The 12935-nt window shown below is 65.6% G+C and carries 9 protein-coding genes; 5 read left to right on the top strand and 4 right to left on the bottom strand.

The features are described from left to right. Positions 1-45 precede the first annotated feature (45 nt). A complete protein-coding gene (locus tag H5T74_08230; protein MBC7230361.1) occupies positions 46-651 on the bottom strand; it encodes a carboxypeptidase regulatory-like domain-containing protein in 606 nt (201 codons plus the stop codon). A 33-nt stretch (positions 652-684) separates the two neighbouring features. After that, the gene (locus H5T74_08225) at positions 685-1101 is read right to left on the bottom strand and encodes a hypothetical protein (GenBank protein MBC7230360.1); all 417 of its coding nucleotides are present in this window, start codon (positions 1099-1101) and stop codon (positions 685-687) included. Between the two features lie 1088 nt (positions 1102-2189). Between H5T74_08225 and H5T74_08220 the strand changes: the two genes are divergently transcribed. From H5T74_08220 to H5T74_08200, 5 genes are all read left to right on the top strand, one after another. Further along, positions 2190-3620: a hydroxymethylglutaryl-CoA synthase family protein gene (locus H5T74_08220; protein ID MBC7230359.1), complete on the top strand. Its 1431-nt coding sequence runs from the start codon at positions 2190-2192 to the stop codon at positions 3618-3620. Beyond that, positions 3617-4792: an acetyl-CoA acetyltransferase gene (locus tag H5T74_08215; GenBank protein MBC7230358.1), complete on the top strand. Its 1176-nt coding sequence runs from the start codon at positions 3617-3619 to the stop codon at positions 4790-4792. The genes H5T74_08220 and H5T74_08215 overlap by 4 nt, the downstream gene beginning before the upstream one ends. Positions 4793-5175: 383 nt before the next feature. Next, a complete protein-coding gene (locus H5T74_08210; GenBank protein ID MBC7230357.1) occupies positions 5176-6750 on the top strand; it encodes an AMP-binding protein in 1575 nt (524 codons plus the stop codon). Between the two features lie 276 nt (positions 6751-7026). Next, positions 7027-7602, top strand: a complete 576-nt coding sequence (locus H5T74_08205; protein ID MBC7230356.1) for a sigma-70 family RNA polymerase sigma factor — start codon at positions 7027-7029, stop codon at positions 7600-7602. Next, complete coding sequence (locus tag H5T74_08200; GenBank protein MBC7230355.1) at positions 7599-9173, top strand: FecR domain-containing protein; 1575 nt, start codon at positions 7599-7601, stop codon at positions 9171-9173. The genes H5T74_08205 and H5T74_08200 overlap by 4 nt, the downstream gene beginning before the upstream one ends. Before the next feature lie 54 nt (positions 9174-9227). Here H5T74_08200 and H5T74_08195 read toward each other — a convergent pair whose 3' ends face one another. Further along, positions 9228-10814, bottom strand: a complete 1587-nt coding sequence (locus H5T74_08195) for a hypothetical protein (GenBank protein MBC7230354.1) — start codon at positions 10812-10814, stop codon at positions 9228-9230. 221 nt (positions 10815-11035) lie between these two features. Beyond that, complete coding sequence (locus H5T74_08190; GenBank protein MBC7230353.1) at positions 11036-12673, bottom strand: glycosyltransferase family 39 protein; 1638 nt, start codon at positions 12671-12673, stop codon at positions 11036-11038. Between the last annotated feature and the right edge of the window lie 262 nt (positions 12674-12935).

Here is a 12935-nt window from a genome sequence, read left to right as displayed (position 1 = left end):
GGTCTTCAGGTTTATGCCTTTACCCCTCGGACGGCCCGATAGCTCCTACCGGAACTGGTACTGCAAAAGGCCGATCCACCACAGGCCGTAGTAAAGCGTGGCCCATACGGAGTCCTTCATGTCCAGGAGCCCGAAGTCGTTGTTCTCGTAGTATTTGCCTTTCACGGCGCTGATGGTGTAGTGACCCTTCTCGCACCCGCAAGGAGGCCAGGTGAGGAGCTTGTAGTAGGGGGCCACCTGCTTGAAGTAGCGTTTGCTCATCACCCACACCTTGTAGGTGCCGGGCTGCAGGCCCTGGAAGTAGAAGTAGCCGTAGCGGTTGGTGGTCGCGGTGGCCACCCTGGACCCGTAGCGGTTGGTGAGCACCACCGTGCAGCCCTCCAGGGGCCGCTCCGCCCACTGCCTGGACTGGTCCGCGTTGGCGTCGCTCCACACCGTCCCCCCGATGTAGGCGGAGGTGGAATTGATGGCGAAGGGCGGCGTGGTGTCGAAGGTCCCTGGCAGGTACTGCACACTATGAAGGTTCCAGGGATTGAGCTGTGCGACCCTCTCCCCGCCGTCCAGGGGCTTGAAGGTCCCGTTGACATCCAGCTCCACCTTGTAGAAGGTGTTGTCCCCCCATGCGTCCAGCGGAAGGTTGTTCCACCCCACCCAGCCGTGCTGGTACTCGGTGAGGGGGTTCTCCTAGCCGAAGACGTACCCGCCGGGACCGGTCAGTTTGCTGCCCACCAGGACCCACTTGCCGTTCCAGTATTCCCGCACCGTGCCGCCGAATAAGTTCTTTGAATCCATGTAGAAAAGGTAGGTATTCGGGTCCGGTCCCTCGAAATTCTCGACCGTGGGGTCGAGGCTGGTCACCCACTGCTTTTCCTCGAGATGGTAGAGGTTAACCTTGATGCCGTCCACCAGGTCGGCGTCGGTGTATTTGCCGTCCGGGCTCTTGAAGTCGTCCCATACCAGGGCTTCGATGACGCCTCGCGTGTCTACGGACGCCGACCCCTGGGCCTCCTCCGCCAGGGCTGCGGCGGAGCCCGCCAGCACGGCGGTGGCCACCAGCGTCGCGATGACCAGGAAAACCGGCCATCTCCTCGTCTTCCTCATGCGCATCTACCTCCTTCTCGCGTCCCGCGGGTGGAGGCGGTCCTGCGGTATCCTCCATCCCGCGATGGGTACCCTGCGGCGGGCACGGGACGACGAAGCTCGTGGCTCTGCATGATGACCGGTAAACGCGTTTCTTTGTACCCTGCCCGAGAGAGCGGGGAATCTACGCCGAGCGAATCCCGGTCTCAAGACGGTCCTGAGGGCGAACCCCTGTTTCCCCTCAAAGCCCGCTCACGTCGCCTGCCCCCCAGGCCTCCCTTCTTCCGTCCGTCTTACCGCCCTATGTAAAAGACCCGGCCATGCCCGGGCCGGGCCTCTTCATCTCCCTGCTTATTGCCTCCACGGTCTTTGCGGTCTTCATCGCCTGTCCACCTTGCGTCCGCTGTCCTCGCCCCCTAAACGAGTGGGCGAACGGAAACGCGTCATCATATTCAACATCAGGCTACCAGAAAGTAACCCTAAAGTCAAACAGATAAGGGGTCAAATATTCAAGGGTCAAGGGAGGCCGGGATCAGCTCTTCGGCCTCCACGGAGCGGGGCATCCCTGCCGTGAATGCCATGACAGGAAAACCGTGAGGAGAAACCTTCCCGGTGATTCAGAGGCGGAACACGATGCAGCCGTGCGCGTTCCCCGGGCATCTCGCTGCGGGACATGATGCAGATGGGTGCGTTCCCCGGGCATCTCGCGGAAGCGACCGGTATCGAGGATACGGCCCCGGCCGTGGTGTGATAATATGAAGTATCGGTTCATACTATGGCATCAATCGGCTGGTGCAGTCTTGAGCGGATGATCGGAGGGGAGGGAGTTCGCGTTGCACCGCGGGTGTACGACCGCCATACCCTGCCAGCTCCGTCGGGCATGCATTGGTAATATATACCATACAATGGCGGGCGGCCCGATTTCCCATCCCGGCCTACCGGTATGACGCCGTCGCGGGAGAGCGCGGTCGCGGCCAAAAAGACCCGGAGCGCGCTTCCCGACGGCGTGACCGCGGCGGGGACGAGACACGGTGAACGGCACGGCGACCCATGGGTATCCCTAGTATGCGGCGCCTCTGTCGGTCATTTCGGAGGGGAGGGAGGTAGATATGATCGGCATCAAATCCTTCGGGGCCTATGTGCCGTGGCTCAGGATGAGCCGCGAGACCGTCGCCCGCTCCTGGGGCATCCCCGGCGCGCCGGGGACGGTGGCGGTGGCCAATTTCGACGAGGACAGCCTGACCATGGCCTGCGAGGCGGCTTCGGACTGCCTCGCGGGTTTGGAGGCGAGCGACCTCGGGGGGCTGTTCTTCGCCAGCACCACCCCGCCCTATGCTGAGAAGTCTTCAGCCAGCCTCATCGCCGTCGTGCTCGACGTTACTGACGAGGCCTACACCTGCGATTTCGCCCTCTCTCTGCGCGCCTCCACCTCTGCCCTGGGCGCGGCGCTCGACGCGGTGAAGGCGGGAAAGGCCGACGACATCCTGGTCACCGCGGCGGACGCCAGATTCGCCGAGCCCATGACCGCATGGGAGCAGACCCTGGGAGACGGGGCCGGAGCGGTGCTGGTGGGGTCGGGCGAGGGGGTGATAGCGGAGTACCTGGGCTCCTACTCCTCTCCGGACGAGACCTATATGACCTGGAGGCGCGAGGCCCGCGACCGCACCCTCAGGGAGTTCAACGCCCGCATGGCCCAGACCAAGGGCTATACGGAGAGGATGGCGGCGGGGATCGGGAAGGCCATGGAGAGGTTTGGCGTGCGTCCGGAAGAGGTGTCGCGCGCGGTATGTTCCGCTCCCGATTTCCGCGCTCACATGGCGGTTGCGAAGGCGCTGAAGCTCGACCCCGCGACCCAGATGCAGGACGCGCTCTTCGCGTCCGTGGGGTGGACGGGCACCGCACAGCCCCTGCTCATGCTGGCCGGAGCACTGGAGAGCGGGGTCAAGGCGGGCGACCTCATCCTCCTCGCCAACTACGGGGAAGGGGTGGACGTGCTGCTCTTCCGCGTCACCGAGGCCTTGGAGGGACTGTTGCCGCGGCGCGGCCTGCGGGGGCACCTGGCGTCCTGGTCCTCCCTGGACAGCTACCCGGTCTTCCTGCGCTACCGGGATGCCCTGCGCATGGGCAGGCCCGAATACGCGAGCTCCACCACCATCCTCTGGCGGGAACGGCGCGAGCTCTATTCCTTGTACGGATCGCGCTGCCGCGAATGCGGCCTGGTGAGATTCCCGCCCCAGGCGGTGTGCTCACGCTGCCGCGCCAGGGGCGAGCGCGAGGAAGTCAGGCTGGCCCGCCGGGGCAGGCTTTTCAACTTCATAAACGATCACCTTTTCGAGTCCATGGAGTCGCCAACCACCCTCTGCCTGGTGGACCTGGACGGCGGGGGGCGCATCTTCCTGCACATGACCGACCGCGACTCGGAAGCGGTGGAGCTGGACATGGAGGTGGAGCTCACCTTCCGCAGGCTCTTCGAGGGCGAGGACTTCTATACCTATTTCTGGAAATGCCGTCCGGTGAGGGGAGGGGGTGACGCGGTATGAGCTGCAGCCTGCACGATATCGCCATCATCGGAGTGGGAGCCAGCAAGTTCGGCGAGAACTTCGACATGGACGTGGAGAGCATGCTGGTGGCCGCGGCCTACGAGGCCTACGAGGATGCCGGCGTGAAGCCCGAGGACATCCAGGCCGCCTGGATCGGTATCCAGTACCCCTTCACGGGTCTCTCCGGTGCCACCCTGGCGGACCCCCTCAAGCTCTACCACATCCCCATCACCCATACCGAGAACTACTGCGTCTCCGGGCTGGACTCTTTCCGCAACGCCTGCCTGGGGGTGGCTTCCGGGATGTACGACCTGGTCATGGCCGCGGGGGTGGAGAAACTCACCGACCAGGCAGGCCGCGGGCTGCCCACCGCCGGCTTCGGCCACCCGGTGCTGTTGAAAGGCCTCACCGCGCCCAGCGCTTTCGGCCTGGCCTTCCCGCAGCACGCCCGCAAGTACGGCACCACCAAGGAGGACCTGGCACACGTGGCGGTGAAGAACCACTACAACGGCGCCGCCCACCCCAAAGCCCATTTCCGCCGCGAGGTGACCCTGGAGCAGGTGATGAAGGCCCCCATCGTCTCGGGAGTCCTGGGGCTCCTGGACTGCTGCGCCATATCCGACGGCGCCGCGGCGGTGATCATCACCCGCAGGGAGATCGCCCGGAAGTACCGCGACGACTACGTGGTGCTGCGCGGTCTGGGACTCTCGGTTTTTTCCAACCTCCTGCCCTTCGACCCGGACTTCGACTACCTCACCTGGATCCCAACGGTGAAGGCGGCCAGGGTTGCCTACGAGATGGCGGGCATCGAGAACCCCCGCGAGGAGATAGACTGCGCCGAGGTCCATGACTGTTTCACCATCACCGAGATCCTCAATTACGAGGACCTGGGGTTCTGCGCCAAGGGCGAGGGAGGGAAGTTCGTGCGCGAGGGCCGCGCCTCCATCGACGGCGACGTGGCCGTCAATCCCTCAGGGGGGCTCAAGTGCTTCGGACATCCCATCGGGGCCACCGGCTGCCGCATGGTGTACGAGATCACGCGCCAGCTGCAGGGCCGGGCGGAGGGGCGCCAGCGCGAGGGCGCCAGAACCGGGCTGGTCCACAACCTGGGAGGACTGGGAGGCGTGGTGTGCGGCGTGGCCGTGCTCAGCTCGGATGACAGGTATAGGTGAGGGGGAAGGGAGCGGGGACCCCGGCGACCCCGCGCCTGGCCGCAATCCGGGAAGAGCCGGACGGCCTGCGAGTACGGGGAAGGACGCGAAACGGGCGCCGGCGTTTCGGCGCGGAAATGGAGGTTGCAGGGACTGGCGGCGCGGTGGCGAGCCGCACGGATGCCGCAAATGGACTGCGAGCCGGCGGTAGATGACGAGGAGAAGGGAGAAGCGGGTCGCGGCTGTGGTTTTCGGCAACCGTTAGAGAAGCCACATCCGCGGGCTTGACCACGGCAAGAGTGAGATGGGGGTGAGAATGCGGTTTAGCGCCATCGCCTTCTCGGAAACACGACCCCGAAACCGGAGGTAGGAGGTACGACCCCACAAGGAAAGGGAGGTGTGAGATGCTGCTTTACGAACCGCTGGAGAGATGGGCGAAGGAGAGGCCCGACCGCGAGGCCATCGTCTACGGTGACCGGCGTGTGACCTACGCCGCATACGACCGCGAGGTCAACCGCGTGGCCTGCGGTCTGCTGGCCCTGGGGGTGCGGCGGGGAGACAAGGTAGGCCTGTATATCCCCAACCACCCGGAGTTCGTCTTCGGCTACCTGGCTTGCGCGAAGGTGGGGGCGGCCGCGGTGCCGGTGTCCTGGCGCTTCGCCCCCGCCGAGGTCAGGTACATCCTGGGACATTCCGATGCCTCGGTGGTGCTCGCCGAGCCCTCCTTCATGGATTCCGACTTCCTGGCCAAGATAAACGTGGTGCGGGACGAGCTCCCCGCCCTCCGGCAGGTGGTGGTGATCGGCGGTAAAGAGGACGCCGCCAAGGTGGAGGGCGCCATCACCTATGAGGAGTTCCTGGCCGCGGGAGAGGGCAGGGAGGCCGAGCTGGAGGAGAGAAAGAAGGAGGTGCAGGAGGACGACACCGTCTTCCTCCTCTTCACCTCCGGCACCACGGGACAGCCCAAGGCCCCCATGCTCACCCACCGCAACATCACCGAGTACGTGAAGGGACAGATAAGCTCCTCCGGCCTGAGCGACGACGAGCGCCTGCTCATGGACATCCCCAACAACCACGTGGGAGGCGGGGTGATGGCCATCGCCAGCATGCTCGTCAACGGCACCACCCTGGTGATGCTGGACACCTTTATCCCCCAGCAGGTCCTCCAGACGGTGCAGGACGAGCGCATCACCATCATGGGGCAGGTGCCGGCCCAGTACATCCTCCTCTTCATGCAGCCCGACTTCGACTCCTATGACCTCTCATCCGTGAGGCATGCCGTCATCTCCGGGGCGCCGGTGCAGCCGGAGCTTGTGGACCAGATCGAGGAGAAGATGGGCATCGTGCCCTATATCGGCTACGGACTCACCGAGACCAGCGGCGCCATCACCTTCACCCGCCGGGAACATCCCCGGGAGAAGATATCCACCACCATCGGGGTCCCCAACGAAGGCATCGAGGTGCGTATCATGAGCCCGGAGCGCGGGGAGGTGCCCCGGGGTGAGTCGGGGGAGATCGCGGTGCGCGGGGCGGCGGTGATGAAGGGCTATTACAACCAGCCCGAGGCCACGGCGGCCGCCTTCGACGAGGAGGGGTTCTTCTACACCGGCGACATGGGGTTCATCGACGAGGACGGATTCGTGCACATCCTGGGGCGCAAGAAGGAGATGTACATCCGCGGGGGGGAGAACGTCTATCCTCCCGAGGTGGAGGAGGTGCTCCTCAAGCACCCCAAGGTGCTCTTCGCGGCGGTGTTGGGCTATCCCGACCCGGTGATGGGTGAGAAGGGCAGGGCTTATGTGGTCCCGCAGCCGGGGGCGGAGGTGACGGAGGAGGAGATCAAGGCCTTCTGCCGCGAGCACCTGGCGAGCTACAAGGTGCCCGACCAGGTGGTCTTCCGTAACGAGCTGCCCCTCACGCCCCTGGGCAAGGTACACAAATACGCCCTCTACCAGGAGCTGGAAAAAGAGGAGGGATAGGCACACGGGACATCCCGCGGGAGGGCACGGATCCCGAGACCGCGCCGCCGGCCCTCTGCTCGCCCGGGCAGGGGGCCGGCTCGCTTACGGGCGCGAGGAAGGGAAGTAGCGGGGGATATGCGCGCCGGCGTCCGCCGCACCCGCACCTTTCAAGGCCGCGGGCTGCCGTTCCGAATAGACAATATAGCTCAACAAAGCTCGACGGGAGCCGTGAGCCGAGCCGCGCCGGCGTGTAAGAACGCCGGGTCGCGGCCGTTTCTAACCCTAGGAGCAGACATGGCCCTGGTGCCCATGGACCGGGAAAGAGAAAAGGAGCTGGTGCTCGCGGCCGGGACCTCCATGGAGGCCTTCGCGGAGCTCTACGAGCATTACGTGGACGGCATCTACGCCTTCGTCCTCCGGCGGGTGGGAGATGTGAGCGAGGCCGAGGACATCACCGCCCGCGTCTTCGAGAAGGCCCTGCGCGGCATCGGCGGCTTCCAGTGGAAGGGCGCGTCGTTCTTCTCCTGGCTGGTGCGCATCGCCTCCAATGCCGTGGTGGACCACTACCGCAGCGAGGGCAGGAGGAAGAGGGTGAACCTCGAGGATGTGCTCCCCGTCCTAGAGGCGGGGGAGGATCCCACGGAGGACCTCGAGAGGCGGGAGGAACGCGAGCTCGTCCTCAAGGCCCTGGCCGGGCTCCCGGCGAGGCAGCGCGCCCTGCTGGAGTTGAAGTTCGTGGACGAGCTGGACACGGAGACCATGGCGGAGATGTTGGGATGCAGCAGGGGAAACCTTGCGGTGCGGCTGCACCGGGCCCTCAAGGCGTTGCGGCGTGAGGTCGAGAGGCTCGAGGGAGGGGAGGAGGCATGAGGAACAGATACTATTCCCAGTACCTCATGCGCGTCCTGGACGGCGAGGACCTCTCCCTCGACCGCGAGCTGTCGGAGCTGGTCCGCCTGGGGGAGAGGGTCAAGCGGGTCATGCCGGTGGTACCTCCTCTGGAAGAGGCGGCGCGCGCGAGGATATGGGAGAGCGCGGCCTCCGGGGCAGGCGCGCCCGATCCCTGTGAGCGCAGGATGGTGACCCTCCCGCGGGCGGCGTGGATCGCCGCGGCGGCATGCTTGATCGCCGGAGCGGCGGTGTTTGCCCTGTTCCTCCTGCGCGGCGGAGCGCCGACGGTCACCGGGAGGGTGGAGGTGGCGAGCCTGCACATAGACAGGGGCGAGGTGACCGTCAGGGACGGGGAGGGGAACGAGCGGCCCGCTGTGGAGGGGGAGGCCCTGGCGGAGGGAGACACGGTCATCGCCGCGCGGGGTGCCAGGGGGTGGATGGATTTCGGGTCAGGGAGCATCCTGCGCCTGCAGGGGGACACGGAGGTCGCGCTGGTGGAGGGCGAAGAGGGCGTCGAGGTGGAGGTGGTGCGCGGAAGGACCTACCACCGCGTGGCCGAGGGGACCCGCTATCTGGCGCGCTCTGGCGGGGTCTCCGTGAACGCCCTGGGGACGGCCTTCATGCTCGACGTGGAGGACGGCAGGGGCAGGGTGCTTTCCATCCACTCCGCGGTGAAGGTGGTGACAGGCGGCGAGCCGGGCTCAAGTCTTGACGAGGGCGACGCCCTCGACTTCTTCCAGGGGGGCATAGGCGAGCCCTATGACATAACCCGCGAACACCTGGACGACGAGTGGATACGTTGGAACAAGGCCTTAGACGAGGAGCTGGGGCTTCCGGTGGGGATACTACGACTCCTCGAGGAGGCGGCGGAGGAAGAGAAGACGCAGGAAGAGCCGCCCCGGGAGCCCTCCTCGCCCCAGCCTGCTCCTCCGCAACCCCAGCCTTCCCCGCTGCCGGCGCCGCAACCGCCCGTCCAGAAGAGCGTGGCCCTTGCCGCCGCGGCCCGCGAGGGCGCGGTGGACTTCACCTGGACCCTCACCGGCTACAGCGGTTTCCAGGGGTTCAAGCTATGCCGCTCCGAGACCAACCCCGCGCCCTCCTACCCCGGGGACTGGTGGAAGTACATCGACGGAGAGGGCACGCGCTCCGTCACCGACACCTCCGTGGAGGGCGGCCGTACCTATTATTACCGCCTGGCGGTGTACGACCGGGGAGAGGTGCTGGGATACAGCAACGCGGTGCAGGTGACGGTGCCGGGGAAGAAGCAGGAGCTCAGCATATGCCTGAGCGCGGCGGTGGAGGGCGGGAAGGCGGTCCTCTCGTGGGAGGTGTCCGGCACGGGCTCCTATTCCGGTTTCAAGCTGTGCCGCTCCGAGACCAACCCCGCGCCCTCCTACCCCGGGGACACCTGCACCTTCGTGGACGCGGGATCGAGGTCCTACGCGGATACCTCCGTAAGCTCCGGACACGCTTACTATTACCGCGTGGGCATATACAGGGACGGGTCCATCCTCGTCTACAGCAACGCGGTGAAGGTGGTGGTGCCCTGAGCGGGCACATGCTGCGTCAGCCGCCGCGCGAAAAACGGAGCGCGTCCCCTCCGGTCATTCGTCCTTGCTCAGCTCGCGCTCGAGGAAGCCGGGCTTGCGAGGGCGCATGGTGTAGGGTTCGAGGACGAAGGGTATGAGGAGGACGAGCGCCACGGCCACCCCCAGCAGCACCCATCCCGAGAGGGAGGTGTTGCCTTGGGGTGCTTCCTGGCCGCCGGGCTGACTAGCGGGTCCGGTGACGTTCAGGGATGAGAACGAGGAGGGGTGGATGGGGGAATCCCCGGAGACGTGCTCGCGGAAAAACGACGACCAGTCTCTCCCGGTGGCGCTCTCCAGGGCCGCGCGTACCCTCTCACTGGTGAGGGCGCTGCCGGGCGAGGACATCTCCCTCAGGCTGCGCAGGAAGGTCGGAAGGTCGCCGGCGATGGGCTGGAGGGAGCGGAGAGCGGCGTCGAAGGCGGCGCAGGCCGCCGCGCCGCCGCAGCATAGCACCGCAGCCGCCGGGGCCGAGTCGCGTGCGAGCGCCGCCGCGCCCTCCAGGCTGGGGCCGCCCTTCTGCCGCGCGGCGCGGTAGGTGTCATAATGCCGGTTGAAGCGGTCCCAGAACAGGGAAGCTCCCCAGATACCCGTCTCGTATGGAAGCAGGTCCTGGAGGTACCAGGCACCACCCTCGCGCAGCCAGGCCGCCTCCTCTTGGAGGTAGAGCCCGCGGGAGAGCAGGAGCGACGACATGCCCCGGGCGGTGGCCTCGAGCACGGCGTCGGAAAGGGGGTTGGCGTCGCGGGGCAGGGGCAGGGCAAGGGCGGAGGAGAAGGGCACGGAGGGATAGAGCGCCGTGCCGGAAGGATCATCCGTTGCCGGCTTTTCTTCTCCCCGCAGGGCCAGGATCACCAGCAGTCTCTGGCCGGCAGGCAGGTCCAAGCCCCAGAGCATGCCCTGGGCGCGCTCCAGAAGGGAGACCGCCTTGTCCGCGTATTCTTCGAGCCCCGCCACCTCCGCCGCCGGGGCACCGGCCGCCGCCGCCACGAGCAGGGAACCCCTTTCGGCAAGGGTGATGTCGCCTGCATAGACGGGGTTCTGCAGCAGGTCCCGCATGCTCTCGGGCTCATCCTCCCAGGGAAGGGCAGCGCGCCATCCCGCGGGCAGGTCGATCTCCAGCCGGGGACGGAGACCTTCCGCGCCGCGGGGCCGGACGAAGACGGCGAAGCCGGGCAGGTAAGCGCTATCCCCGTCAATATACGGGAAATACGGCCAGCTCCCGCTCTCCACGGCCAGCGCCTCCAGGTAGGGCGTGCCCGCGGAATATCCGTCGAGGCGCAGGGAATAGGAAAAGGTGAGCGGGCCGGAATGGTCTATATACCAGAGCTCTCCCTCGCGCCTCACCGCCAGCTCGGCGCCGGAAGCGTCCAGGGCCCTCTCTCCCACGACGTGGGAGGAGAGGCCGCTCGCCAGACCGTCCCCGTATTCGTCCGGCAGCTCCAGCACCAGGGGGCTCTCCGTCGCATCCAGGCTCAGGGTGATCCCCACCTCCCCCGATCCCGACCGGGTCAGGTCCACGAGGTAGGCGATCTCTCCGCGCCCGGCGGGGAGAGCGGTGACGCTCGGAAACAGAAAAAGGGCCGCCAGCACGGCCATGGTCAACGCTGCGCTCGTTCTCCTCATGTAAAACACCAGGCATCATTATGTCAGATAGGACCGGCAATATGAAGCGCCCGGCTGCCGACGGTGCACGGCGGTATGGGCGTGAATGCGCGGCGGGGGCGGCCCGTCCACCCGCGTGGCAGCTGAGGCGGTGCCGGAAGGGACAACGGGTGATGCGGCATGGCGGGGAAGCGGGCGCGGAGTGCCCGCCCGCTGCGGCGTCACGGCGGGATGGCCGAGGTCACCAGGAGGTGTCGGTTCTCGACGCCCGTCAGGGGGTCCATGACCACGAACTCGTGCCGGCAGGGCATCGCCAGCATCCGGATGAGCCGCTCCATGGCCTCGCGCCCGTTCTCCCCGAAATACTCTTCCGCAAAGAGGAGCTCGTTTTCGCCCTTGGCCGCGTAGAAAGGCAGGGAGAACTCGGTCTCTGCGTCCTGCATGGAGATGACCTTCCAGATGATTTTGGCGTATTCGCTCATTCTGAAACGTAAATACGGACGCCCCTCCAGCACCCCTATCTCGAGGTCCGCGACCCCCGGGGCTTTCCCCGTGATCTCCCTGACGAGAGGAGGGACCACGGGCTCGGGGTGTTTCAGGTAGAAGGCCACTTGGCTGTCGTGCCAGTCCCAAGCCCTGCGATCGATGGGCCCCTGTAGGTCCCAGCTCCCACGGTCGTAGGGGATTATCCCTTCCAGCTGCAAGGCGAAAGAGACGGCGAAGAGCAGGATGAATATGGACCAAGCGCATTTTCGCACCGCCTGCCGCGCATGTTCGCCAACGAATTCCATGGCAGGAAGGATGAGGAAAACGAGGAAAGGAAGGGTGTCGATGAGCAGCCGGTTCCCGAAAGAGCTGCCACCCGTCCAGTCCGTTTTCTTCGCCACCAACAAGAGCTGGAGAAGAAAAGCGGCGAAGAAACATAGCGCCAGTTCGGTGTAGGATCTGTCTTTACGGAAGGATTTAGAAATAAGGGTCGCCGGGCCGAGAAAAGCCAGGATGAGCACGGGGGAGATGGCCAGAAGGCCACGGCTCGGGCTTATCAGGTTGCCGAAAAATCCGGTGAGGAAGGGGGTCCTCCAGAAACCGTTGTATTCGTTGTAGGCCATGAACTCGCCTGCCGGGAGCAGGTATTTCGGCGCCATGAGGGGAAAGCGGAAGACGGACCCGTAAGCCGCATGGTTATAGAACGCCGTTGCCAGCGCGCCGGGCAGCAGGAGCAGCAAGAACCAGGGCAGCTCCCGCCTCTTTTTCCAGCCGAGGTAGATGATCACGGGGGGCAGGAACACGAGGTTGGTGGTGCGCACCAGTACCGAGATCCCCAGCGGGAGGGCGGGCCAGGCGGACCACCGCGGTCTCTCGATCCCGCGGACCAGGAGGTAGATGCCGAGGGAGAGCAGGAAGAGGGAGGGCCCGTGCTGCCATAACGCCTGCGAGGCGGTGCAGAACGCGGGCGTCGCCAGGGCATAGACCGTGGTGATGAGCAGGGCGCGCCGCTGTGTGGTGAGTCTGCGCAGCGCCGCGAATAGCAGGGCGGCGCTGAGGGAGACATAAAACGATGCCGCCAGCTTGGAGACGTAGATGAGGGTGGTGAAGGAAGGTGTGGAGTCGCGGAACAGAAAGGGGAGGTAGAAGGGGAGGGCGAACAGGGGCGCGCCGATCCCGAAGATGGAATGCAGGCCTCCGCCGTATGGAACCAGGAAATACGGCCTCCCACGGGCATAGAGTTCGGAAAAAAAACCGAGGCTTATAGACCCGTGCTTGAGCACGGACAGCGGGAGGTAGGCGTTCGGAATGCAATCACTCGATAACGAGGTCTGGAGCGTCAGCGTGTATAGGAGGAGGAGGGCAAAGAACAAGAGTAAGGGTACCTTATGAATGGCTGACCCAATGCGGGGTGAAACGGGCGCCATACCGACGACGCCGGGAGTACCAGGCACACGGTCAACAGCGGTCTCAGTGTCCATGACCCGTCCGTTTACATCGAAAGACCCTTCCTTTTCCCTATGCATGCATCGGATTACGGGGAGCATACCTGAATCCCGTTGCCCCGACAAAGGTGCTTGCGGGAAAGCGGAGCGTGGTGGGGCGTCGGAAGGCGGGAAGCGAAATAATCTCTCG

The organism is Actinomycetota bacterium (assembly GCA_014360645.1).
Classification (GTDB): Bacteria; Actinomycetota; Geothermincolia; order Geothermincolales; family RBG-13-55-18; genus Solincola_B.
Note: the sequence above shows the minus strand (reverse complement) of the source record. Positions and strands in the feature narration are given on the sequence as shown.